22 protein-coding genes are annotated in these 24,791 nt (G+C 65.6%); 13 read left to right on the plus strand and 9 right to left on the minus strand.

The annotated features are described in order from the left end of the window. Positions 1–288 precede the first annotated feature (288 nt). The 6 genes from DCO45_RS07775 to DCO45_RS07800 all read left to right on the plus strand — a co-directional run bounded on the left by DCO45_RS07775 (position 289) and on the right by DCO45_RS07800 (position 6,531). Entirely contained in the window at positions 289–918 is a 630-nt protein-coding gene (locus DCO45_RS07775; protein ID WP_116925316.1) for an ATP-binding cassette domain-containing protein, read from the plus strand. Continuing rightward, positions 915–1,718, plus strand: a complete 804-nt coding sequence (gene fetB / locus DCO45_RS07780; protein WP_116925317.1) for an iron export ABC transporter permease subunit FetB — start codon at positions 915–917, stop codon at positions 1,716–1,718. Before DCO45_RS07775 ends, fetB begins: the two co-directional genes overlap by 4 nt. A 61-nt stretch (positions 1,719–1,779) precedes the next feature. Beyond that, positions 1,780–3,504 (plus strand): acyl-CoA dehydrogenase family protein, encoded by a 1,725-nt coding sequence (locus tag DCO45_RS07785; protein ID WP_116925318.1) that lies wholly within the window; start codon positions 1,780–1,782, stop codon positions 3,502–3,504. A 13-nt stretch (positions 3,505–3,517) separates the two neighbouring features. Beyond that, positions 3,518–4,909 (plus strand): L-serine ammonia-lyase, encoded by a 1,392-nt coding sequence (locus tag DCO45_RS07790; protein WP_116925319.1) that lies wholly within the window; start codon positions 3,518–3,520, stop codon positions 4,907–4,909. An 83-nt stretch (positions 4,910–4,992) separates the two neighbouring features. Then, positions 4,993–5,949 carry a LysR family transcriptional regulator gene (locus DCO45_RS07795; protein WP_116925514.1) on the plus strand — a complete coding sequence of 319 codons (957 nt, stop codon included), beginning with the start codon at positions 4,993–4,995 and terminating at the stop codon, positions 5,947–5,949. 153 nt (positions 5,950–6,102) lie between these two features. After that, positions 6,103–6,531 (plus strand): hotdog fold thioesterase, encoded by a 429-nt coding sequence (locus DCO45_RS07800; protein WP_116925320.1) that lies wholly within the window; start codon positions 6,103–6,105, stop codon positions 6,529–6,531. 8 nt (positions 6,532–6,539) lie between these two features. Here the strand turns inward: DCO45_RS07800 and DCO45_RS07805 are convergent, their stop codons facing one another. Next, a complete protein-coding gene (locus DCO45_RS07805) occupies positions 6,540–7,271 on the minus strand; it encodes an amino acid racemase (protein ID WP_116925321.1) in 732 nt (243 codons plus the stop codon). Positions 7,272–7,350: 79 nt separating this feature from the next. Further along, a complete protein-coding gene (locus tag DCO45_RS07810) occupies positions 7,351–8,235 on the minus strand; it encodes an amino acid ABC transporter substrate-binding protein (RefSeq protein WP_021027896.1) in 885 nt (294 codons plus the stop codon). Between the two features lie 225 nt (positions 8,236–8,460). On the opposite strand from DCO45_RS07810, the gene DCO45_RS07815 reads away from it, so the two are divergent. Continuing rightward, complete coding sequence (locus tag DCO45_RS07815; RefSeq protein ID WP_116925322.1) at positions 8,461–9,678, plus strand: D-amino acid dehydrogenase; 1,218 nt, start codon at positions 8,461–8,463, stop codon at positions 9,676–9,678. Between the two features lie 37 nt (positions 9,679–9,715). Here the strand turns inward: DCO45_RS07815 and DCO45_RS07820 are convergent, their stop codons facing one another. Beyond that, positions 9,716–10,615, minus strand: a complete 900-nt coding sequence (locus DCO45_RS07820; RefSeq protein WP_116925323.1) for a LysR substrate-binding domain-containing protein — start codon at positions 10,613–10,615, stop codon at positions 9,716–9,718. A gap of 17 nt (positions 10,616–10,632) precedes the next feature. Beyond that, a complete protein-coding gene (locus tag DCO45_RS07825; protein WP_116925324.1) occupies positions 10,633–11,244 on the minus strand; it encodes a cob(I)yrinic acid a,c-diamide adenosyltransferase in 612 nt (203 codons plus the stop codon). A gap of 154 nt (positions 11,245–11,398) precedes the next feature. Between DCO45_RS07825 and DCO45_RS07830 the strand changes: the two genes are divergently transcribed. Both DCO45_RS07830 and DCO45_RS07835 read left to right on the plus strand, forming a co-directional pair. Further along, on the plus strand, positions 11,399–11,623 hold the full coding sequence (locus DCO45_RS07830; protein WP_116925325.1) for a hypothetical protein: 225 nt from the start codon (positions 11,399–11,401) through the stop codon (positions 11,621–11,623). 136 nt (positions 11,624–11,759) lie between these two features. Further along, on the plus strand, positions 11,760–13,181 hold the full coding sequence (locus DCO45_RS07835; RefSeq protein WP_027011072.1) for an FAD-linked oxidase C-terminal domain-containing protein: 1,422 nt from the start codon (positions 11,760–11,762) through the stop codon (positions 13,179–13,181). A gap of 110 nt (positions 13,182–13,291) precedes the next feature. On the opposite strand, the gene DCO45_RS07840 is transcribed toward DCO45_RS07835, so the two are convergent. After that, a complete protein-coding gene (locus DCO45_RS07840) occupies positions 13,292–14,581 on the minus strand; it encodes an MFS transporter (protein ID WP_116925326.1) in 1,290 nt (429 codons plus the stop codon). Between the two features lie 125 nt (positions 14,582–14,706). Here DCO45_RS07840 and DCO45_RS07845 point away from each other — a divergent pair, with 125 nt between their 5' ends. Together DCO45_RS07845 and DCO45_RS07850 are read left to right on the plus strand one after the other, a co-directional pair. Beyond that, the gene (locus DCO45_RS07845; RefSeq protein WP_116925327.1) at positions 14,707–15,618 is read left to right on the plus strand and encodes a helix-turn-helix transcriptional regulator; all 912 of its coding nucleotides are present in this window, start codon (positions 14,707–14,709) and stop codon (positions 15,616–15,618) included. 59 nt (positions 15,619–15,677) lie between these two features. Continuing rightward, positions 15,678–16,292 (plus strand): flavin reductase family protein, encoded by a 615-nt coding sequence (locus DCO45_RS07850; RefSeq protein WP_116925328.1) that lies wholly within the window; start codon positions 15,678–15,680, stop codon positions 16,290–16,292. A gap of 15 nt (positions 16,293–16,307) precedes the next feature. Here DCO45_RS07850 and DCO45_RS07855 read toward each other — a convergent pair whose 3' ends face one another. The 4 genes from DCO45_RS07855 to DCO45_RS07870 form a co-directional block, all read right to left on the minus strand. Then, positions 16,308–16,937, minus strand: coding sequence for an N-acetyltransferase (locus DCO45_RS07855; protein WP_116925329.1), 630 nt, complete (start codon positions 16,935–16,937; stop codon positions 16,308–16,310). Positions 16,938–17,081: 144 nt separating this feature from the next. Beyond that, positions 17,082–20,081: an S-layer family protein gene (locus tag DCO45_RS07860; protein WP_116925330.1), complete on the minus strand. Its 3,000-nt coding sequence runs from the start codon at positions 20,079–20,081 to the stop codon at positions 17,082–17,084. A 118-nt stretch (positions 20,082–20,199) separates the two neighbouring features. Further along, positions 20,200–21,576, minus strand: a complete 1,377-nt coding sequence (locus DCO45_RS07865) for a CsgG/HfaB family protein (protein WP_116925331.1) — start codon at positions 21,574–21,576, stop codon at positions 20,200–20,202. 19 nt (positions 21,577–21,595) lie between these two features. Continuing rightward, a complete protein-coding gene (locus tag DCO45_RS07870) occupies positions 21,596–22,171 on the minus strand; it encodes a hypothetical protein (protein ID WP_116925332.1) in 576 nt (191 codons plus the stop codon). Positions 22,172–22,538: 367 nt separating this feature from the next. On the opposite strand from DCO45_RS07870, the gene DCO45_RS07875 reads away from it, so the two are divergent. Both DCO45_RS07875 and DCO45_RS07880 read left to right on the plus strand, forming a co-directional pair. Further along, complete coding sequence (locus tag DCO45_RS07875) at positions 22,539–23,192, plus strand: response regulator transcription factor (protein WP_021027159.1); 654 nt, start codon at positions 22,539–22,541, stop codon at positions 23,190–23,192. A gap of 85 nt (positions 23,193–23,277) precedes the next feature. After that, a complete protein-coding gene (locus DCO45_RS07880) occupies positions 23,278–24,786 on the plus strand; it encodes an ABC transporter substrate-binding protein (protein WP_165841151.1) in 1,509 nt (502 codons plus the stop codon). Positions 24,787–24,791: the final 5 nt, after the last annotated feature.

The raw sequence follows: 24,791 nt of genomic DNA on the forward strand, positions 1-24,791 counted from the left end.
TGTATTTTTGTGGCCTGAGAACATCAAATAATATTATTAGGAACAAAGATATATTAAATACGGTGCTTTGAAAGCATTGATTTTTTAATATATTCATTGGATTATCTAATAGCTAAGAGATGTGATTTACATTTTGCGAGCTTTAAAAACCAGGGCTTGGAATCAGCGATCTGCACGGCATTTCAGCGCACTTAAAACAGCGACTCGCCCTGCTGCAGCCCCGTTGGCAAAACGCTGCTTCATCCCAGCGCCTTGGTCTGGCGGCGCCCAGCGCTACACTCAGCCCCCATGCCCCCCACCACCCCTGCCCGCCTGTCCATCCGCGCCCTGCAAAGCCCCATCAGCGGGCCCTGCTCGCTGGAGCTGGCAGCCGGCGAATGCGTGGCGGTGATGGGCGCATCGGGGGCGGGCAAGTCAGTGTTGCTGCGGCTGATTGCCGACCTCGACCCGGGCAGTGGCGAGGTGCTGCTCAACGGCCAGGCACGCAGCGCCTTCAGCGGCCCGGCCTGGCGCCAGCAGGTGATGTACCTGGCGGCAGAGCCTGCCTGGTGGGGGGCGACGGTAATGGAGCATTTCCCGCCGGGCTCGCAGGCGGCGCTGCTGGAGATGGCCAGTGCGCTGGGGCTGCGCCAGGGCTTTGTCGATATTGCGCTGACCCAGCTGTCGACCGGCGAGCGCCAGCGCCTGGCCTTGCTGCGCGGGCTGTTGCGCAGGCCCCAGGTGCTGCTGCTCGATGAGCCCACGGCTGCCCTCGATGAAACATCGGTGGCTGCGGTAGAGCAACTGCTGCAGCGCTGCCAGCAGCAGGGCCTGAGCCTGCTGTGGGTGACCCATTCACAGGCGCAGGCCGCGCGCGTGGGCCAGCGCTGCATGCAATTGGTAGACCACCAGCTGCGGCCGATGGAGGCCGCGCAATGAACACGGCGATCCATCTGCAACCCAGCGATTTGCTGGTGGGCGCAGCGCTGGTGCTGGCCGCCGCTGCCGCCTCCTGGGCGATGCGCCTGCAGCTGCAGCGTCAGGTGCTGTGGGCATCGCTGCGCATGGTGGTGCAGCTCCTGCTGGTGGGCTATGTGCTGCGGCTGGTGTTCCAGCAGGCGCACCCGGGCACCACCTTGGTCGTGGTGCTGGTGATGATTGCCGCTGCCGCGCGCGAGGTGGCGGTGCGGCCGCACCAGCGGCTCGCAGGCGGGGGCAGCTACCGCATTGCGGGGCTGGTGGTGGCGCTGGCCAGCCTGTCGACCGTGGTGCTGGCGCTGATGACCGCCGTGCGGCCCGATCCCTGGTTTGATGCACGCTATGCGATACCGCTGATGGGCATTGTGCTGGGCAGCGTGCTCAATGCCGCGAGCCTGGGGCTGGACAGCTTTTTTGATGGCGTGCGCCAGGGGCGCGCTGCGATCGAGGCCCAGCTGGCGCTGGGGGTCTCTTTCCGCCGCGCCCTGGCACCGCACACCCGCGCCGCTATCCGCCGGGGGCTGATCCCCATCATCAACCAGATGTCGGCTGCGGGATTGATCACCTTGCCCGGCATCATGACCGGCCAGATCCTGGGCGGCATGGACCCGCTGGAAGCGGCCAAGTACCAGATCCTGTTGTTGCTGCTGCTGACGGGCGCGGGCGGCATGGCCGCCGCCGGCAGCGTGCTGCTGGCCGCCCGGGCGCTGGGTGACGAGCGCCAGCGCCTGCGGCTGGACCGGCTGAACGCCCATAGCTGATCTGTTTTGCTATCTCGCAGTGCTGTTCCTAGAATGGGCAAGCACATCTGGGAGAGCAGCCATGGCAGAGCGCGACAAGGACAACCTGGTGGATGAGCTTGTCGACTACGACCCGCTGGGCAGCGATCCGGCCTTGCAGGCCGCCCTGGCACGCGCGCAGGCCCAGGCCTGGCTGCCGGGCCTGCAGCAACACGCCCGCACCGTTGGCAGCAGCGCCTTTGCGCAATGGGCCGACCAGGCCAACCGCCACCCACCGCAGTTGCAGCAATGGGATGCACGGGGCCGGCGCATCGACCAGGTGGAGTTTCACCCCGCATGGCACCAGGTGCTGGCGCATTACCGCGCGCAGCAACTGATCGACATGCCATTTGCTGGCACACCACATACGCCCGCAGACGCACCACGCGGCCGCTGGACAGCCTGGGCCGCCGGTTTTTACCTGCATGGCCAGGCAGAAGCGGGCAGCCTCTGCCCCGCAACGATGACGACGGCGGCGATCCCGGTGCTGCGCAAGGAGCCAGCGCTATGGGCACAGATCGCGCCTGGCATTACCAGTGCCCACCATGACGCGCGCGATGCGCCGCTGGCAGACAAGACGGCCCTGTGGGTGGGCATGGGCATGACCGAAAAACAAGGCGGCTCGGACGTGCGCAGCAACACCACCGTGGCCTATCCGCAGGGTGCCACAGGCGGCGGGCGCGGCGCGGACTACCGGCTGCAAGGCCATAAATGGTTTTATTCGGTGCCGATGGCCGATGCGCACCTGGTGGTGGCGCGCATGGCCAGCAGCGCCGCCGACGGCCATGCACTGCAGGCACCGCTGGCCTGCTTTTGGGTGCCGCGCTGGCAACCCGATGGGACCCGCAACCATGTGCTGGTGCAGCGCCTCAAGGACAAGGTGGGCAACCGCAGCAATGCCAGCAGCGAGGTGCTGTTTGACGATGCCTATGGCGTGCTGGTGGGCGAGGAAGGCCGGGGCATTGCCACCATCATGGAGATGGCCACGGTCACGCGGCTGTGCTGCGTGCTGGGCAGCTGCGCGCTGCTGCGCCAGGCCACTGTGCAGGCGCTGTGGTCGGCCCGGCACCGCCAGGCCTTTGGCGCGGCGCTCATCGCGCAGCCGCTGATGCAATCGGTGCTGGCCGACCTGGCGCTGGAGAGCGAGGCAGCGCTGCTCTTGGCCATGCAGCTGGCGCAGGCCTTTGAGGGCAGCAGCGCCCCGGGCCAGACCACCGCGCAGGCCTGGCAGCGCGCCATGACGCCAGCGGCCAAGTTCTGGGTCTGCAAACGCGCCATTGCCTGCAGCGCCGAGGCCATGGAAGTGCTGGGCGGCAATGGCTATATCGACAGCTCGGCGCTGGCACGCATCTACCGCGAAGCGCCGGTCAATTCGATCTGGGAGGGCTCGGGCAATGTGATGTCCCTCGATGTGCTCAAGGCCCTGCAGCGCGAGCCTGACCTGCGCGACGCGCTGTGGCTGGACTTGCAGCGCATGGCAGCCGATGACACGCCCATCCAACAAGCGCTGGCGTGCCTGCAAGGCCAGTGGCAGGCCATGGCGCAAGACGCCTGGGCGCAGCAGGCGCAGGCGCGCCAATGGGTGCAGCAGCTGGTGCTGGTGGCGCAGGCGGGCCTGATGCGGCAGCACGCAGCGCCCGCCCATGCCGATGCCTTTGTCGCCAGCCGCCTGGGGCCACATGCCAGTTTGGGCGTGATGGGTGCTTATCCGCTTGTCAAGGCGCAGATCAGCGCTATCCTCAGCGCCAGTCTGCAGTTGCAAAAATGATCGGAAAGTAGCCATGGCCGTCAGCGTGTTTGATTTGTTCAAGATCGGTATCGGGCCCAGCAGCTCGCACACGGTCGGCCCGATGCGCGCCGCGCATGCCTTTGTGCAGCGCCTGCAACGCCAAGGCCAGCTTTCGCAGGTGGCACGCCTGCGCTGCCAGCTGTTCGGCTCCCTGGGCGCCACCGGCATCGGCCACGCCAGTGACCGTGCGGTGATCCTTGGCCTGGCCGGCCATGCGCCCGACACGGTGGATGTGAATGCCATCGACGCCTTGATTGCCGAGGTCCACAGCACCGGGCAGCTGCTGCTCAATGGCGAGCAGCGCATCGTGTTTGACCCGGCCACCGACCTGCTCTTGATTGGCGAGGTCAGCCTGCCCTTCCACCCCAATGGCATGCGCTTGGAAGCCTGGGATGCGCAGCATGGGCTGGTCGACGCGCAGGCCTACTACTCGGTGGGCGGGGGCTTTATCGTCAGCGAAGAGGCCGCCTACGATGCCGAGCGCCAGCAGGCGATTGCGCCCGACACCGAGGTGCTGCCCCTGCCCTTTCACAGCGCCGCGCAGCTGCTGCAGCTGGCGCAGGACCACCAGCATCCGATTGCGCAGATCATGCGCACCAATGAACGCCACTGGCGCGCCGATGCCGACATCGACAGCGGCCTGCTCAAGATCTGGCAGGCCATGCAGGACTGCGTGCAACGCGGCTGCCGCACCGAAGGGCGCCTGCCCGGCGGGCTCAACGTCAAACGCCGTGCAGCCGGCTTTTACCAAGGACTGACCCAGCATGCCCACGGTGCCAGCACCGATCCGCTGGAGGTGATGGACTGGGTGAACCTGTTTGCACTGGCCGTGAACGAGGAAAACGCCGCCGGCGGCCGGGTGGTGACCGCCCCCACCAATGGCGCCGCCGGCATTGTGCCGGCCGTGCTGCACTACTACTGGCGCTTTGTGCCCGGCGCCAGCGAGGCCGGCGTGGTGGACTTTTTGCTGACCGCAGGCGCCATCGGCATGCTGTACAAGGAAAACGCCTCGATATCGGGCGCCGAAGTGGGCTGCCAGGGCGAGGTGGGCGTGGCCTGCTCGATGGCGGCAGCAGGCCTGTGCGCGGTGATGGGTGGCAGCCCGGCGCAGGTGGAGAACGCCGCCGAGATCGGCATGGAGCACCACCTGGGCCTGACCTGCGACCCGGTTGCCGGCCTGGTGCAGGTGCCCTGCATCGAGCGCAACGCGCTGGCCGCCGTCAAGGCCATCAATGCCGCACGCATGGCCTTGCGCGGCGATGGCTCGCATGTCGTGAGCCTGGACAACGTGATCGCCACGATGCGCGCCACCGGCGCCGACATGATGAGCAAGTACAAGGAGACCTCGCTGGGCGGGCTGGCCGTGCACATCGTCGAATGCTGATCTCAAGCGGCGGCCACCAACCTGGGTGACAAGCCGGGCCTTGCGCACGGGGGGTGGCCGACCCCAGCGCCTACAATCGCGCCATGGCAATGCATTTTGACTTGGTAGATCTGCGCCTCATGGTGCATGTGGCAGACGCGAACAGCATGACGCGGGGGGCCGAGCTGTCGTTCATCTCGCTGCCGGCGGCCAGCACCCGTATCAAGAACCTGGAAGAGAGCATGGGCGTCAAGCTCCTGTACCGCACCAGCCAGGGCGTGACCCTGACCCTGCCGGGCCAGGCCTTTGTGCAGCATGCGCGCACCGTGCTGGGCCAGATCGAGCATCTGCGCGGCGACATGCAGGAGTACGCGCGTGGCATCAAGGGCCATGTGCGCGTGTTTGCCAACACCACGGCGCTGGGCGAGTTCCTGCCCCCGGTGCTGCGCGCCTACCTGCGCAAGCACCCGGATGTGGATATCGACCTGCGCGAGCGCCTGTCCAACGACATCATCCGTGCCGTGGGTGAAGGCCAGACGGATATCGGCATCGTCGCCGGCCAGGTGCGCACCGAAAGCCTGGTCGCGATGCCCTACCGGCGCGACCGCCTGGTGCTCGTCGTCTATGCCGACCATGCGCTGGCCCGGCGCAAGGCCGTGGCCTTTGGCGACACCCTGGAGTACGACTACATCGGACTGCATGAATCGAGCGCCATCCACGCGTTCTTGCGCCAGCACAGCGACCTGCTGCACCGCCCGATCAAGCAACGCATCCAGGTGGGCAATTTCGAGGCCGCCTGCCGCATGATCGAAGCGGGCGTGGGCATCGGCATCCTGCCCGAATCCGCTGCCCGCCGCCACGCGCGCAGCATGGACATCCGCATCATCAGCATCTCGGACGAATGGTCCAACCGCGAGATGCAGATCGTGGTGCGCAACCTCGAATCGCTCCCCTCCTTTGCCCGCGAGCTGGTGGAGCTGCTGGTCGAAGACGGTGCCAGCGGTGACGAAGGCCAGGGCGATACGGACAGCGACAACGAACAGGTGCCGACCAGCAACTGAGCCGCCGGGCCCCGGCGAGCCCGCCACTGCGTCAAAAGCTGCCACAAAGCTCACGCCAGCGCCCTGGCAACCCCGGCCAGTCATGCAGGCGGTAGGCAGCGGGCCTGTGCAGCGCTATGCTGTGGCATCCCTTTTGTTGAGCCTGGACACCCCATGACTGCTATCTGGAAAAAGCCCATCTCGCTGGATGCGCTGCGCGACAAGGCGCGCAATACGGCGATTGAACACCTGGGCATCGAATACGTTGAAATCGGCGACGACTACCTGGTGGGCCGCGTGCCGGTGGACCACCGCACGCACCAGCCCTTTGGGCTGCTGCATGGCGGCGTCAGCGTGGTGCTGGCGGAGACGCTGGGATCGGTTGGCGCGCTATTCTCGTCGCCAGAAGGCTGGCGCTGCGTGGGGCTGGACATCAATGCCAACCACATCCGGGGTGTGAAGAGCGGCTGGGTCACCGGCACCGCCAAGCCCGTGCATATCGGCCGCATGACCCAGGTCTGGCAGATCGACATGGTCAACGATGACGGCAAGCTGACCTGCGTTTCGCGCATCACGATGGCGATGCTGGAAGACGCCGCTTAAGGCCTTATTCAGTTGCCGTAGGCCACGCGCGCCAAGGCCCGCGCCAGCTCCCAGGCCGGGTCGACCAACGGCAGGCCTTGCATGCTGGCCGCGCCTGGCAGGGCCAGCGGTATTTCGGTGCAGCCCATGATCAGCGGCACATCGCCATGGCGGGCGCGCATGGCCTGGGCCACGGCGGCAAAATCGGCGCGCGCCTGGTCCATGCGGTCGGCCTTGACACCCTGGTAGATGCCGCGCATCAGCAACTCACGCTCAGCCTCTTGCGGCAGGTGCACGGTGATGCCGCAGGCGGCCAGCGCCTGGTCATACAGGCCAATGCGGTAGGTGCCTTGTGTGGCCAGCAGCATGCAGGCCTGGTGGCCTTGCTCTTGCAGGCCCTCGGCCACCACACGCGCAATGTGCAAGAGCTGCAGCTGCGGGTAGGCCTGCTGCAGGCGCCCATGCCAGGCGTGGGCGGTATTGCAGGCCACGGCCACCGCCTGGGCGCCCACTGCCTGGAGCTTGTCCAGGCCCTGGCACATCATCGCGAAGGGGTCCTCTGCGGTCTCGGGCGCCAGCAGCGCGGCGCTGCGGTCCGGTATCGGCAACTGGGCCAGCCAATGCGTGGGGTAGCCCTGGTCGGTAACAGCGGCGCCGCTGGCCCGCAAATGGTCTGCGCAGGCCTGTACAAACAGGCGCACAAAATCAGCGCCCGCTGCCGGGCCCATGCCGCCCAGAATGCCTACGGTGGAAAGCGTCATGCCGAACTCCAGAGAAAATGAAAAATGGCCCGTTGCCGGGCCATTGCAGTGCGTGCCGTGCACGACACGGGATTGTCCATCAGATCGCAGGCTTGTCGCTTTGCGCCGTCAGATTGTCCTTGAGTTCCTTGTTCATCGGCAGACCCAGCGCCTGGTTCTTCGGCGGGATGGGTTGCATGAACCACTTGTCGTACAGCTTGGTGAACTCACCGGACTTCATCATGCCGCCGATGACGCCATCGACGATCTTCTTGAAGGCAGGATCGTCCTTGGGCAGCATGCAGGCATAGGGCTCGACTTGCAGCGCATCGGCCACCACTTCGTAGGCAGCAGGGTCCTTGGAGTTGGCCTTCAAGCCGTACAGCAGGATGTCATCCATCGCAAAGCCGGCTGCGCGGTCGTTTTCCATCAGCAAGAAGCCGTCGGAATGGTCCTTGGCCAAGGTGATGTTGATGTCCAGCTTCTGGTCGGCGCTGTACTTGCGCACCACAGGCAGGTTGGTGGTGCCGGTGGTGATCGCCAGCGTCTTGCCCTTCAGATCGGCCCAGCTGTTGATGCCCGAGCTCTTCTTCACGGCCACGCGGGTGCCGGTGTAGAAGTAGTTGATCGCGAAATCCACGTCCTTGTTGCGGGCGCTGTTGTTGGTGGTGGAGCCGCATTCGAGCACGATGGTGCCGTTCTGGATCAGCGGGATGCGGTTGGCCGAGGTGACCGACTGCCATTTCACTTTCAGGTCGGGCTTGCCGATTTCCTTGCGCACGGCATCGGCCACGGCGTTGGAGATGTCCACCGAGAAGCCAATGGCGTTCTGGCCACCGGAGAGGTAGCTGAACGGCACCGAGGATTCGCGGTAGGCGAACGTGATTTCGCCCGAATCCTTGGCCTTGGCCAGCACATCGGCAAAGGCCGAGGGCAGGCAGGCAACGGCAGCGGCAGCACAGACCAGCGACTTAACAAACTTCATGGTGAGACCTCCTTGAATCAATCAATGCAAACAGTGTAGAAACCAGCGCTTTGTTCCAACAATGCCTTTTTGGGACAGGCCCATAACGCTTGGTTATGGTGCATGGCATACCGCAAAGGTGAAGAACCGCTGTACCTATAAGCAAACGGCATGCCTGTTGCCCATTTTGCTATGCGACAGCCTGAATTCAAGCGCCTATATTTAAGGGTTTTCAGGGGGTGTTCCATGCAGGTATGCATTCTGGGTGCGGGAATTGTGGGTTTGGCGGCCGCCTATGAGCTGCACCAGGCTGGGCACCAGGTTACGGTGGTTGACAAGGCATCACATGCGGGCAGTGGCACCAGCATGGGCAATGGTGCGCAGCTGAGCTACAGCTATGTGCAACCCTTGGCCGACCCCGCCATCTGGAAGCAGTTGCCCAAGCTGCTGTTCAGCAGCGACTCGCCGCTCAAGTTCCGCCTGCAGGCCGATCCCCAGCAGTGGAAATGGGGCCTGGCTTTCTTGGGTGCCTGCAATGCCGACCGGTCTGCGGCCAGCACCCGCACATTGCTGCAGTTGGCCGCCGTCAGCCGCCAGCGTTTTGAGGCCATGCAGACCCAGGTGGGCGGCGACTGGGACTACAGCAGCACCGGCAAGCTGGTGCTCTACCCCAGCGATGCAGCCGTGCAGTCGGCGCGCCACCAGCTCGAGGTGCAAAGCCAGTTGGGCAGCGCGCCCCAGCGCATCGTCAGCGCCGACGAAGCCGTCGCGCTGGAGCCCGCGCTCGCCGCCTACCGCAGCCAGTTTGCCGGCGCCGTGCACACGCCCAGCGAGTGCGCCGCCGATTGCTACCAGGTCTGCCGCCAGCTCGAAGACTGGCTGCGCCAAAAGGGGGTGAAGTTCATCATGGACACCCCCATCCACCGCCTGCGCCGCGAAGGCGGCAAGATCGTCGCGCTGCAGACGGCGCAGGGCGATATCGAGGCCGAGCACTTCATGGTGGCGCTGGGCGTGGACAGCGTGGCACTGTGCAAGCCACTGGGCGTGGACCTGCCGGTCTACCCGCTCAAGGGCTACAGCATCACCCTGGATGTGGCAGCAGCCGGCCACAAGGCGCCCACGGTGAGCATCACCGACAGCGCGCGCAAGGTGGTGTTTGCGCGCATTGGCGAGCGCCTGCGCGTAGCCGGCATGGTGGAGCTGGTGGGCCACGACCTGCGCATTCCGCAGGACAAGATCCAAAGCCTGTGTGCCTCCACCGAAGCGGTGTTTCCCGGCTGCAGCGATTTTGTGCAGGTCCAGCCCTGGGCCGGCCTGCGCCCTGCCACACCGACTGCTGTGCCGATTGCCAAGTGCGCAGGCGCCAGCAATCTGTGGATCAACACCGGCCACGGCGCGCTGGGTTTTACCTTGGCGTTTGGCACGGCGGCACAGCTGGCCTACGAGATCGGCCAGGCTGCCTGAGCCGCGCAATCGCACAATCGCACGTTGACGCAGAGGCTTACAGCTGCGCCGCCAGCACCTTCTGCATCTCGCGCGTGATCGCCTTGACCAGCAGTGATTGCGGCTGCGAGACCGCGCGGATCGCATTGACCGGCACCTGCAGGCCGGGCGCCAGCGGCAGCACATCGACCTTGCTCGTGTCGGCCGACAAGGCGGTGCAGCCATCGACCATGGCCACGCCCAGGCCGTGGTGGGCCATGGCCAGCGCCGTGTGGTAGGTCTGCACGGTCACATAGTGGTTCAGGCCGGCGCTCGATTCCCGCGCCAGCTGGCTCAGCAGCATGCCCACGGGGTCCTGCGCATCGAGGCTGATGGTGGGCACGCCGGTCAGGTCATCGAGCGAGAGGCTGCCCGCGCGCAGCTTGAAGGGCGGCAGCATGCCCTTGGGCACCACGCAGACCATCGGCACGCGGGCCAGGTTCTCCTGCTGCAGGCTGGCCTGCTGCACATTGCTCAGCACAAAGCCGACATCGGCCTCCTGCATCATCAGCGCCGAGACGATCTGCGGCGAATGCAGCGACTGCAGGCTGACGCTGACATGCGGGTGCTTCTGCTTGAACTGCGCCAGCGCCCGGGGCAGCACCTCGTGGCCCAGCGCCAGCACGCTGGCAATGCGCAGCGAATCGCTGTCGCGGCCCTGGCGCAGGCTGTCAGCGAGGCGCTGCACCTCTTCGAGCTGGGCGAACAGCTTTTCCATGTGCGGCAGCAAGGCCAGCGCCTCACTGGTCGGCGTCAGCCGCCCCTTGCTGCGCTGGAACAGCGCAAAGCCCAGCTGCAGCTCGGCATGCTGCAAGGTGCGGCTGACGGCTGGCTGCGAGATGTTGATGAGGCGCGCCGCAGCGCTGACGCTGCCGGTGTGCATCACCGCGTTGAAGACTTCGATATGGCGCAGGCGCATGGGTGGGGCCTCGGGGTTCAGCGGCCCGCGCCGATGTTGTTGTCGCCGGGGCCGCCGTGGCCATCTTCGGCCTGCATGCGCGCCAGCCGCGCGCTTTTCCAGTACACATCGTCACCGCCATCAACGCGGTTGAGCACGCGCGCCAGCACAAACAGCAGATCGGACAGGCGGTTGAGGTACTGGCGCGGTGCGGCGCGCATGGCCTCGCCCTGCTCCAGCGCCACCACCATGCGCTCGGCGCGGCGCGCGACGGTGCGGCAGACATGGGATTGCGCCGCCGCACGCGTGCCGGCGGGCAGGATGAATTCGGCCAGGCGCGGCAGCTGCGCGTTGTAGTGCGCCAGTGCAGTGTCGAGCTGCAGCAATGCATCGTCCTTGAGCAGCTCGTAGCCGGGCATCGACAGCTCGCCGCCCAGGTTGAACAGCTGGTGCTGGATATCGACCAGCAGCTCGCGCACATCGGCGGGCAGCGGCTCGCACAGCAGCAGGCCGATGTGGGAGTTGAGCTCGTCGACATCGCCCATCGCCTGGGGCCGGCCGCTGGCCTTGGAGACGCGGCTGTTGTCGCCCAGCCCGGTGCTGCCATCGTCACCGGTTCTGGTCGCAATTTGGGAGAGACGGTTGCCCATGGGTAATCCTTGTAAAGCAGCGGTGAACCAGCGCCTATTTTCTGTTACCGGCACAGGAAATATGTAGCCGAGGCAACACTAAGCAAAAATGATAGCAAAACCGGCCGATTCCGGGTTCAATAGAGCCATGTCTGAATGACGAAAGGATCTACAGATGTCTGGCAAGTTTTTCGCCCATCCCTTTGACGCCCGCAGCGTGATGCTGTTTGCATCGATTGCGGTCACATCGGCGATGGCGCATGCCCAGCCGCTCAATAGCAGCCAACAACGCATCGGTCAGGCCGCCAGCGGCAGCCGCATTATCCAGGTTGAGCGCCAACTGGGCACCCATGACCCGCGCCGCCATCAGGCGCGCCAACCGGTCAAAAAGGCGCTCTGACCCAGCAGCCACTGCCGGTTTTCCCGAACTCTCCCCCTCCCCGCTACGGCGGGGTTTTTTCATGCCCGGCTGCAGCGCAGCGGACAGCCATGAAAAGCCGGCGGTGCTATTCTTGGCTCCCGCCCTGGAGAACCCGATGAACGCGCCCACCTCCCCCCATATCCTGGCTGCTGCGCAGCGCCCCATTCCCGATGCCTTCATGGCAGCGCTGAGTGCCCGTTTTGGCAGCCAGTGCGTGACCTCGCAGGCCGTGCGCGAGCAGCATGGGCGCGACGAAGGCTCCATCACCGCGCCGCCACCGGCCGCCGTGGTCTATGCCCAGTCGAGCCAGGATGTGCAGGATGCCGTGGCGCTGTGCCACCAGCACGAGGTGCCCGTCATCGCCTACGGCGCCGGCTCCTCGCTCGAAGGCCATCTGCTGGCCGTGCAAGGCGGCATCAGCATCGATGTGAGCCGCATGAACCAGGTGCTGTCGATCGACACCGAGGACCTGACCATCACCGTGCAGCCGGGCATCACCCGCAAGCAGCTCAACGAGGCGATCAAGGACACCGGCTTTTTCTTCCCGATCGACCCGGGCGCTGACGCCTCCATCGGCGGCATGGCATCGACCCGTGCCAGCGGCACCAATGCCGTACGCTATGGCACCATGCGCGAGAACGTGCTGGCGCTGGAGGTGGTGACCGCCAGCGGCCAGGTGATTCGCACCGGCAACCGCGCCAAGAAAAGCGCGGCCGGCTACGACCTGACACGGCTGATGGTGGGCAGCGAAGGAACGCTGGGCATCTTTACCGAGATCAGCCTGCGCATCTACCCGCTGCCCGAAGCGGTGAGTGCCGCGATCTGCTCGTTCCCGACGATTGAAGCGGCCGTGCGCACCGTGATCGAGACCATCCAGATGGGCATTCCGATTGCGCGCGTGGAGCTCATTGATGTGAACGCAGTGCGCATGGTCAATGCCTACAGCAAGCTCGATCTGCGCGAGGAACCGATGCTGCTGATGGAGTTCCACGGCTCGCCCACCGGCGTCAAGGAGCAGGCCGAGATGGTGCAGGACCTGGCGCGCGAGCATGGCGGCAATGCCTTTGAATGGGCCGAGCGCCCGGAAGACCGCACGCGCCTCTTCACCGCCCGCCACAATGCCTACTTTGCCGCCGTCTCCAGCGTGCCCGGTTGCCGCTGCATCACCACCGATACCTGCGTGCCCATCAGCCGCCTGGCCGATGCGCTGCTGCAATGCGTGACCGAGGCCGATGCCAGCGGCATCCCCTACTTTCTGGTGGGCCACGTGGGTGACGGCAACTTCCACTTTGGCTACCTGATCGACCCGGACAACGATGCCCAGCGCGCGCAGGCCGAGCAGCTCAACCACCAGCTGGTGCAGCGCGCCATTGCGCTGGGCGGCACCTGCACCGGTGAGCACGGCATTGGCGTGCACAAGCAGGGCTTTTTGCTGGAAGAAGCCGGCGAAGGCGCCGTCGCCATGATGCGCGCCATCAAGCAGGCGCTGGACCCCAAGAACATCCTCAACCCGGGCAAGATCTTCCAGCTGGGCTGATCCATACCAGCGACCCAGTAAAAGGCCCGCGCAACCAAGCGGTTGCGCGGGCCTTTTTACGCCTTGTGGCGGGTTTTCTGCGGGTGCCCAGGGGGTAGGCAGCCTCTTGCTCAGGCAGGCACCACAGCGGCCTTTTCCTTTTGCTTGCGCGCGGCCACTCCGGCGCCGACAAAGCCGGCCGACACCACGCTCAGCACCATGCCCACGGCCGCGCCAAAGAACACACCGGCGTTCATGTGGTGGTCCAGCATGTAGCCAAACACCGGGGCGGCCAGGCAAAAGCCCAGGTCCAGCCCCGAGTAGACGGTGCCATAGACCCGGCCGGTGGCGCCCGGCGGCGCGGCGCGCTTGACCAGCATGTCGCGCGAGGGGCCGGCCAGGCCGGTGCCGATACCGGCGAGCGCGGCCACGCCCAGCGCCACATAGCCAGGCAGCCAGCCGGTGCCCACCAGCGCCAGCAAGATGCCGGAGAACAGCAGGCAGGCGGAGATGACCTTCTCCAGCCGCTCCACCCGGCCCACCAGAAAGCCGCCCAGCACCATGCCGGCCGCGCCAAACAGCATATAGCCGGTGACCACATAGGCGGTGATGCTGGCGGGCAGCCCGTAGAGCTGCTGCAGCGCCGGGCTGGAGAACGACTGGATGGCGCTCATCGCGCAGGTGGTCCAGAAAAAGAACGAGAAGCACAGCCAGACCGAAGGCAGCTTCAAAAAGGCCATCGGGTGCTCCTGCTTGCCGGCTACCGCCGCCTTGGCAGGAGCCGCGCCAGGCAGGCTGACGCGGTCATCGAGCGCATCGCGGTTGACCACCATGATGGCCAGGATGATGGCCGCCAGCGCGGCGCCGCACAGGCAGGCCATGCGCCAGGAGCCGGTGGCCGAGGTGATGCCGGCCATAAACACCGGCGCTGCCGCCCAGCCCAGGTTGCCCGAGAGGCCATGCACCGAAAACCCATGGCCCAGGCGCTGGGGCGAGAGGCGCTTGTTGAGGATGGTGAAATCCACCGGGTGGAAGGGTGCGTTGCCCAGGCCGGCAAAGATGGCGGCCAGCATCAGCTGCGCATAGCTGTTAGCCGTGCCGGCAATGACACCGGCCACCGCAAAGCTGCTGAGCGCGGCAAACATGATGGGGCGGGCGCCAAAGCGGTCGACCACAAAGCCGGCCAGCGCCTGGCCCACGCCCGAGACGATGAAAAAGGCCGACACGAGCACGCTGAGCTCGGAGTAGCTGAAGCCGAAATCTGCAATCAGCCAGGGGAAGAGCGGCGGCAGCAGCAGGTGGAAGAAGTGCGAGGAGCCATGGGCCAGGCCCACCAGGCCGATGGTGCGCGAATCTTGGCGCAGGCTGCCCAACGCGCTGGGCCCGGGCGCGCCCGGCGGTATTGTTGTGCTGGTTGTCATGGCAGCGATATTAGCCAAAGCCCTGTCGGCATGTATGCGACAGAGAGACGATTACTATCGCCAATGTGCCAAGCTGCTGCACCTGGCCCTTCCCCATCACTGCCACCCCCAACCGCCCTGCTGCCATGACTTCTGCCCGGACTGCCTCCCCGCCCCACGCGGCACGCGCTGCCGCCAGCGGCGAGGCTGCCAGCGCCCGCCGTGCCTGGCAGTATGTGGACTCGCTCACCCCGCACCTGTTTGTGCCCACCGCCGAGCGGCCGGTGCGTGCCAAGCTGCGTGAGCTGAGCGGAGACACCCGGGTGCTGCCCCACCAGCATGCCTGGGCGCAGTTGGCCATCTCGGTGACGGGCACCGTGCACCTGCGCGTGCCATCGGCCACCTTTGTGGTGCCGCCCCGGCGCGCGCTGTGGATTCCGCCCGGTGTCGAGCATGCGGTGACCCTGGTGGAGACGGCCGAGCTGCGCACCCTCTACATCTACCAGGCCGAAGGTCAGTGCGGCCCCGGCCCGGGTGACAGCGCTGCCAACCTCTGGCGGCGCTGCCGCGTGCTGGAGGTCTCCGAGCTGATGCGCGCGCTCGTCTGCGATCTGCCCACCCTGCCCGACGATGCACCCGCGCCCAGCGCCGCGCAGCTCGCACGCGAGCGCCATGTCAGCGCGCTGCTGCTCGATGAGCTGCGCCAGGCGACCCAGCTCGATCTGCGGGTGGACATGCCGCGCGACAAGCGCCTGCACAGCCTGTGCCAGGCCGTCCTGGACGACCCGCTGGCCCATGACAGCCTGCAGGCCTTTGCCCACAACAGCGGCGCCAGCCCACGCACCATTGCGCGCCTGTTCCGCCAGGAGCTGGGCTGCACCTACCTGCAGTGGCGCCAGCAGGTCATTCTGGCCAAGGCCGTGGAGCTGGGTGCCAGCGGCCTGGCCATTGGCCAGATAGCTGCCGAGCTGGGCTATACGCCCAGCGCCTTCAGCGCCATGGTGCAGCGTGCCTGCGGCCTGTCACCGGTGCGTTTTCTGGGCATGCAGACCCGCTAGGAGGCCGTTCCAGGTCTGCCGCCGTTTCTTCCACTATCCAACCTCTGCCATTCCCCACCATGCCCCTGCACAGCTACGAACCCCGCCAAGGCCACCGCCTGCCCCATGACCCCTTCAACGCCATCGTCGGCCCGCGCCCGATTGGCTGGATTTCCAGCACCAGCAGCAGCGGCGTGCTGAACCTGGCGCCCTACAGCTTTTTCAACGCCTTCAACTATGTGCCGCCCATCGTCGGCTTTGCCAGCGTGGGGCGCAAGGACAGCCTGAACAACATCGAGGCGACGGGCGAGTTTGTCTGGAACCTGGCGAGCGAATCGCTGGCCGAGGCGATGAACCAGAGCTGCGCGGCCGTGGGCCCCGAGGTGAACGAATTCGAGCTGGCCGGCCTGGCCACCGAGCCCTCGACACTGGTGCGCCCGCCGCGCGTGCAGGCCAGCCTGGTGACGATGGAATGCCGCTGCACCCAGATCGTGCAACTGCAGACCGAGCAAGGCACGCAGGTGCCCACCTGGCTGGTGCTGGGCGAGGTGGTGATGGTGCATATCGACGAGCAGCTGCTCCAAGGCGGCGTGTACCAGACGGCAGCGGGCAAGCCGCTGCTGCGCGGCGGCGGGCCGGGCGACTATTTCACAATCAGCGAGGCGGGCAAGTTCGTGATGCGCCGGCCCGCGTAATGCCGCGCGGCATCGTCAATCGCAGCGCATGCCGGTGGCTGCGGCAAAGCTGCCCAGCGACCAGCCCTGGCCGAGCAAAAACATGCGGGTGCTGAGCGGATCGAGCCGCTCGGGCGCCATGCGCTCGCCCAGGTAGTGCATTTTTTTGTTGTGGATATCGACATAGCCCAGGCGGTGGCTGGCAGCGAGCTTGTGCCACAGCGCATGCGCGCTCGGTGACTGGCGCGCGCCTGTGACCAGGCACAGGCCGGCATCGAGCGCCCAGCGGTAGATGCAAGAGGCCAGGCCCTTGCGCTGGTAGGCGGGGTCAAAGCGGCTGTGCGGGCCGCGTATGTAGCGGTCGGCGCGCTTGTCCAGCTCGATCAGGCGGTTGAAGACGGTAAAGCCCGCAATGCGGTGCTCCAGCTGGTCTTCGACATAGACATAGAACTCGCCATCGGCGCTGCGGTAGCGGATGGCAAAACGGGGGTCGGACAAAGGGATCTCGGGCAGGCCATGGAGCCGGTCGCCGGGCGTGTGGATGCGATCGTGGATGGAGGCGCATTCGCCTTCGAGTTGCTGGGGTGGAATCGGGCTCACATCGATGCGCAACTCCACCGGCCGGTACAGCCAGGATGCCCAGAAGGGGGGTATCGCGAGGTTCATACAAAACTCCTGCAGGTGAAAACCCGGCAGGTTAGCCCCGGCAGCATTTCGCACGCAAAGGGTGCGATATGCCCCGCTGCTGGCAAACACAAAAAAGCCCGCCTGGGGAGCCAGGCGGGCTGTCAAAGTGCAAGGCCTTACGGCTTATTGCACACCCAATGTCATCGACGAGGTGGCACGGTTGCCAATCGCCACGGCAGACGAGCGGTTGCCCGATACGTTGATGCCGCTGGTGCCCGGTACGCCGGAGGCGCTGTAGCTGCCACTGACCACTGCCGACACGTTGCCGCTGTTGATCTGGGTGGAGGTCAGCTGGGCGCTGGCCATTTGCTGGCCAGGCAGGGCCGACACGTTCACGACGTTCTCCGCGTTGTTGCCCACGGCCGTGGCGCTGGCCGTATTGCCGCTCAGGTTGAGCGAGCTGCCACGGCTGAAGCCATCGGCGTTCAGCGTTGCGGTGGCCAACACGTTGCCGCTATTGGCCTGCGAATTGAGCAAGCCCACGCCCGAGCCGCTGTTGAGCGCCGTGCCGGCACCTACCTGCACGCTGTTGAGGGACGTATTGCCTGCCGCTACGGCCAGCGCCTGGTTGCCGGTGGTGGTGATGTTGCCATCAAGCCGGTTGGCGGCACTGCCACCGGCCAGCAAGCTGGTGGTCGAGGTGACGGCACCGGTGTTGCCCTGCGAATTGGCCAGCAACGCAAACTGGTCGCTCGCCTGCGTGCCGGCAGCCAGCGTCAGCTGGTTGTTGGCGACGTTGGCACGCGCCATGCTGCTGGCCTGGTTGCCCGTGATGGTGGTGTTGCCGCTGGCATCGGTAGCCACACTGTTGCCGCTGAGGATGTCCATCCGCGTGGTCGCCGAGGTGGCGCCTGCCGAGGTCTGTACGCTGCCCAGCAGTGCCGGCTGCAGGCCGCCCGTTCCCAGCGTGCTGACGGCGTTCATCTCCAGGCTGTTGACGGCCTGGTTCTGGCTGGCATTGGCGCTGAACTGGTTGTTGCTCACCACCAGCTCATGGCCACCGGCACGCGTGGTGTCTGCCACGGTGTTGCCATCTACCCCCAGGTTGACCCAGGTGAGCGATTGTGCATTGCCCGACGACACGTTTTGTGCGTTGTAGAGAATGGCCGCGGAGCTGCCATCGATGCGGCTGCCGGCTATCGAGACCTGGTTGTTCGCCTGGTTGACGAAGGCATCCGAAGCGCCCTGGTTGCCGGTGACGGTGAGGCTGGCGCCTGAGGCCGTGTCGGCACGCAGGCCGATCAGCATCGGGGCTGGCTGGGGCGCAGGGCTGACGTTGATGAAGTCTGCGACCGTGGCACCGACATTGCCGGCCTGGTGGTCCTGCACATTGACCACGATGGCGCCAGAATCAACCACGCCATTGGTGGCATTGATGCGGGCCAGGTTGTCGGCCTTCTGGCTGGCAGCGCTGGCGCTGAACTGGTTGCCGCTGACCACCAGCGTGGCATTGGTGGCGCTGGCAGTCGCTGCGCCCACCAGGTTGGAGCTGGCGCTGGCCTCCACTGCGCCGGTGGCATGGCCCTGCGTGTTCATCACCACGGCGGCCGATTGCGTCACCGTATTGTCGGCACCGAGTTGGGCATCGTTGGTGGCGGAGGCGGCCGTGGCCTCTGCGCCCACCTGGTTGCCGCTCACCGCCAGGCTGCTGCCCGACAGGCTGGTCGAGCTGCTGCCGATGCGCGCAGCGCCAGCACCGGCCGAAACGGCACCGCCCGCATTCACCTGGGTATTGGCCGTGGTGGCCAGGCTGCCAGCAATGTTGCTGGCGCCTGCACGGGTCTGGTTGCTGGCGCTGGAGCCCTGGGCCTGGGCTTGTACCAGGTTGCCGCTGACGCTCATGGTGTCATTGCTGCTGTCCAGGGTCTGCACGCCCAGCGATAACACACTCGCACCAGCGGTGACGACGGGCGAGACCAGGGTCTGGGAATTCGTGGTCTCCAACACCGCACCGTCGATACTGCCTGCAGCAGCCACAGCCGTGCGGTTGCTGCCGCTGTTGCCATCGGCCTGGGCGCTGACGCTGTTGCCCGCGACGCTGTAGCTGTTGTTGGCCGAGCCAGGCTTCTGGTTGTCGATGCCCAGGGTGGTTGCCGAGCCTGAGGCGACGACAATGCCGCCATTGCCCTGGGTCGCCGTGGTGGCCAGAACCGTACCGGGCGCCTGCACCACATCACCCGATGCCGTGATCTGCAGGTTGCTGGTCTGCTGGTTGCCGCCAGCAGAGGCTTGCACCTGGTTGCTGCTCACGCCCAGGGTGCTGTCCGTCATGGGCTGGTTGGGGGTGCCCTGAACCCGGATACCCAGCAAACCACCGACCGAGCTGATGCCAAAGACAGGGCCCGTGGCCACTTGGTCAACGGTACTGCTGGCATCGGCCCCCACATTGACGCTGCTGCCCTGCACCTGGATACCCGCCTGGGTGGTGTTGGCCTGGGCACTGGCATCGACCTGGTTGCCCGAGACACTCAGCCCCAGGTTGTCCATGGCATTGGCGGGGTTGGCACCGCCGGTCTGGTTCAGGCGGATACCTACCTGGGTCAGGGAGGTGGTGCCAAACACCGCCCCCGTTGCCGTCTGGCTAACCGCCGCCGTCGCCGGGGTGCTCATGTCCACCGCTGTGCCGGTGATCTGCATGGTGCCTACCGCCATGCTGCCGATCGCGGTGGAGGTGGCTTCGTTGTTGCTCACGCTGGCGGTATCACCATCGTGGTTGCCCACCACATTGGCGGCATTGACGCCGATCAGTCCAGAGGTCGTGCTGCTGACGGTGCCGCTGACCTGCTGGGCAATGTCCACCGTGGGCAGCGTCGGCGGCTGGTTGTTGATCGTCAGGGCGGCAGCCGCACCGGTGGCAAGCCGGTGCTGGTTGCCGATGGCCAGCGCATCCACGCCATTGCCGTTCACCACGCCATTGCTGGGAAAGTTGGTGTACTGCGCATTGCTGCTGTTTTGGGCGTTCACCACCCCGTTGCTGCTTTGGTTGGCCGAGGGTCCGGCCACCGGAGCGGTTCCATTGCTCTGCGCCAGCGCCACGCCGGAGGTGGCAGCGATCAGCGCAGCCGCAGCGGCCAGCGGAGCCAGGCGTGCCCGGCGAAGAAAGGTTGGGTGCTTGTGGGACATGACTGTCTCCTAGGGGTACAGGGAGGAAAACTAGACGTGATTTGGGTGTTTTATGCTCTTAGTGCCCGTCTATAAAGCGCTATAAGCTATGAAATTGGTAGCTTTGGAACGTTGCCGGTCAAGGCTTGACCTGCAGCCGCGCCAGCAGGCGGTAGCCCGCGCCGTAGCGGTGCACGGTGGTGTCGCCGGGCGTGGGCCGCCACAGCACCTGCACCTGGCCAGGCGGGATGCCGTGCTGGGCCAGTTCAGCGCGCAGCGCCTGCAGGCGCTCGTCGGTCAGCGCGTCGCGCCGGGCGGGGTTCTGGTCGTTCTCGTTCTCGCGTGCCAGCAGCGCCATGCGCACGCCCTGACCGGCGCGCAGGCGGGTGGCCACGGTATCTGCAGCGGTGGCCGATTGCTGCGCAATGCGGGTGTTGTTTTCTTCAAAGACCACGTCCAGCGAGGTCATCGAGGCCTTGGTTTTTTCGGGCATCGGCTCGGTGGCTGCAGCGAAAGGAGCGGCAGCCGGTACAGGCGCAGGGACCGGTGCTGCAGGTTCGGCGGGAACAGGCGTTGGCGGTACTGCAGCGGGCTCGCCTGCTGCCGTCTTGGCGCCTTCCATGCAAGGGCCGGCTGGGGTCTGCGTCACCGTGCTGATCAGCTCGAGCACGCCCTGCTCCAAGGTAGTACGCACGCCCAGTTGCACGGGCTCCAGGTCCTTGCTGCCGGCGTTGATGTCAAACAGGTTGCTGCCAAAGAAGCGGAAGATACCCGCACCAATCTCGCGGCCCACGATCTGCTTTTGCAGGCTGACGGCACGCACCACGCGCAAGGTCTTGGTCTCGACGATGCGCAGGTCGGCGCCCACGTTCATCGTGAAGACGCGGTAACGCGGGCCGATCTGGTTGACCTGGGCTTCGATGCCGCCGGACTGGATGTTGTAGTTCACCTCGGTGAGGCCGCCGATGATGTAGTAGTCCGAGCGCAGGATGGAGCCGCCGTAGTACGGCAGCCAGGGCACCGCGCGCTGGCCCTTCTCATCGGCCAGCGCATGCTGGTTGCCATCGCCCAGCTGGCGCCGGTCGGTGTAGGCCAGCTCCAGCTCGGCCACGCGGGTGTCAAAGCGCTCGCGCACATCGATGGCGCCGCCGAGCTTGCCCAGCGCCGAATACACCATCAGCGATCCGCCCTGGGTGACGACATTGCCATCGCCCTGCGAGTACTTGCCGGTGTAGTCCTTGATGTCGCCCACGGCAATCGACAGCGGAGCGCGGCCATTGCGCTGCTCGACGATGCGGTGCGACAGGCAGGCAAAGCTGTTGTCCAGCGGGGTGCCGTTGTGGCGCGGGCCGGGGCCTTGCATCACGGGCGCTTCGTCGTCAGCCATGCGGACTTGTTGGTAGGTGGGCAGCGCGCAGCCGCTCAGCAGCAAGGTGGCGGCCAGGGCCGACAGGGTCATCGTGCGGCGGGGCAGCGGGCCGCGCGCGGACAGGGGGTAAAGGTTCAGGGCGTGCATGGTGTCCTCCGTCCGCGCTTTAGTTGATGGCACCGCTGGCGCCGAACTGGCAGGCTGAACTGCCGCTCACGTTGGTGCTTTGGTTGCCGCTGTTGTTCTGCGCGACCTGCATGTCCTGCTGGCCATGGGCATTTTCGCTGTTGATCGGCGCCATCGTGGTCGTCGATGGGCTGCCCTGCACGCCACTGCTGATGGCGCCGCTGTTGCTCTGGTTGTTGTTGGCCAGGCCACCACGGCCCAGGTTGTCGCTGCTGTCGCTGGCGCTGCCGGTGCTCGATGCGCTGTTGCCTGCCGATGCATTGGTCTGCGGAGAGGCGACCTGGTTGGCCTGGTCGGCCGAGCTGCTGTTGCCGGCGGCGGTGGGCTGGAAGTTGCAGTTCACCTGGCGCTCGATATTGGTGATGTAGGTGCTTTTGAAGGCGTCGTAGTAGCCGCCTTTTTTCTTCTCTATGAGGTCGTTGGTAAGGGCCCGGTTGGCCCGGTCGGCGCTGGTCTGGAACTGCCAGGGCACCGATTCGCCGAGCCAGCCCTGGGCATGGCTGGAAGCGGCTGCCGTCAGCAGGGCTGCGGCAAGGTAGATGGCGCTGTGTTTCATGTCGTCCTCACAGTTGGGTGTTGTGCTGTTCATGGGCAAAACAGATGGAGCGACGACAGGCATCCCATGGCGGCCAGCCATCGCATGGAAGGCATGTTCGGCTGGCAGTAAGCAATTGTAAATAGACCAGATGTACTAGCCTAAGACCATTTAGCAGCGCAAGTGGGACGAAAAATGCAGCCTTGTATTCTCAATAAATCCATAAAAATCATTGGACTTTTTTCAACACGAGCAGATACTCCGAAACTATCAAAGCGGCGGTGAGGCGCACTAGTTCATATGGACTATTGGTTGCTTCGGTAAATAGATGTAAGGTACGGGCCATGAAGAACTGCGCCCCCCATGCCGCAAGAAGGAGCCTGCGGATATGACACTGCCCCTGCCATCGGTCATGCTGGTGGATGACCATCCCCTCTTCCGCCAGGGCCTGCGCATGATGCTGCTGAGCAGCAACATGCTGCAGGCCGATATCCACGAAGCGGGCTCGGTCACCGATGCGGTGGCGCAGGAGCACTGGGTCAACCTGGTCATGCTCGACATCAGCATGCCCGGCTGTGATGGGCTCGAAGGCATTGGCCAGATCCGCAAACGCTGGCCCGGCGCCTATGTGGTGATGCTCTCGGGCCATGACCACCCCGAGCTGATGCGCGATGCGGTGCGCCAGGGCGCCTCGGGCTTCATCTCCAAGGCGCTGGAGCCCGAGGCCATCTGCGCGCAGGTGCAGCACTGGTTGCTGCGCAGCCTGGGCATGGAGCACAACATCCACAAGGCCAGCGGCCGCAGCCTGGAGCCCGCCGCCAAGCCCAGCGCCGAGGTGCTGCCGCTGCGCCAGTATGAGGTGCTCAAGATGCTGGCCAAGGGCTTTAGCAACAAGGCTATTGCCAAGCATTTCGGGCTGAGCGAACACACGATCCGCAACCAGGTGGCGTCCATCCTCAAGCACCTGGGAGCCGATACCCGTACCCAGGCGGTGCTGGTGGCGCAACGCAACGGTATCCTGCCCGCCACGGCCATCAAATAAAAAGCTGCTGCTGTCGCCGCCCAAGCGCCAGCGCCATGCCACTTGCCGGCCCGATGCCAGGCAGGTGCACAACGAGGAAGCGATGATGGATACAGGCCCCCAAGACAAGCCCCAGTGGATGCGCTGGGCACTGGCCGTTTTGCTGCTCTGCTGCCTGGTGGGCCTGGCGCCCGCCAAGGCGGCATCTGACCGCTTGCGCATCGGTATACCGCTGGAGCCCGCGTCGTTCGACATCACCAGCACATCGGCGGCCACCGCCAGCGAGATCACCTACGCCAATGTGTTCGAGGGCCTGACCATCATCGACGGGCAAGGCCAGATCAAGCCGCGTCTGGCGCAGAGCTGGACCGTGAGCCAGGACGGCAAGCAGGTCGATATGGTGCTGCGCCGCCAAGTGCGCTACCACGATGGCAAGCCCTTCAATGCCGCCACGGCCGCCTTCAGCCTGCAGCGCCTGCTGCAGATGAAGAACACCAATGCCTACCTCGAATGGTTCGACAAGCTCGTCTCCGTCGAGGCCGTGGACGAGTACCTGCTGCGCATCCGCCTGAGCGAGCCCGACGCACTGCTCAGCTATGCGCTGGCCATGCCCGGCGCGGTGATGGTGCACCCCGACAGCGCCGCGAGCAATGCCGGCACGCCAGTGGGCACCGGCCCCTACCAGGTCGAAAAATGGACCAAGGGCAAATCGATCACCTTGCTGCGCAACGAGCAGTGGTGGGACAGCAAGAAGCCCGCCATCCGCATGGCCGATTTCCTCTTCATGTCGAGCGCAGCCGAGACCGAGAACATGCTGGCCGAAGGACGCATCGATGCGCTCAGCTCGGTCACGCGGCTGACGGCCTCGTTCATGGCGCGCACCGACTATGTGATGGGCCAGCGCGGGGTGGAAGGCAAGCTGCTGATCGCGATGAACAATGCGCGCGCGCCGCTGAACGATATCCGCGTGCGGCGGGCCATCAACCATGCCCTCGACCGCAGCCGCTACCAGAATATCTATGGCGGCTCCATCGAGGTGCTGCCCATTGGCAGCCACTTCTCGCCCCACCACCGGGCCTATGTCGATCTGGTGCAGCGCTACCCCTACGACCCGGCCCAGGCCAAGGCCCTGCTCGCCCAGGCCCAGGTGGCCCCGGGCACCAGCCTGCGCCTGGCCGTGCCGCCCACCGACTACGGGCGCTACGGCAGCCTGATCGTGGCCGCGCAGCTCGAAGCCATCGGCCTGCAGGTCGAGATCATCCGCATGGACTGGCCCACCTGGCTGGACCAGGTGATGAAGCGCAAGGACTATGACCTGAGCCTGATCATGCATGTGGAGCCAATGGACATCGGCATCTATGCGCGCGATGACTACTACTTCCAGTACAACAACCGTGTGTTCAAGAAGATCTGGGAAAAGCTGCGCGCGTCCGCATCGCCCCAGGAGCTCGATGACTGGCTGGGCCAGGCGCAAAGGCAGCTGGCCGAAGATGCGGTCAACGCCTTCATCGTCGTGCGGCCCGAGCGCAACTTCATGCGCAAGGGCCTGGTGGGCATGTGGTCCCAATGCCCGATCCCGACCTTTGCGCTCGAAGACCTGCGCTGGCAGAACTGACAGCA

Origin of the sequence: Comamonas sp. JNW, from assembly GCF_003105075.1 — a bacterium.
GTDB classification, from domain to species: domain Bacteria; phylum Pseudomonadota; class Gammaproteobacteria; order Burkholderiales; family Burkholderiaceae_C; genus Comamonas; species Comamonas squillarum.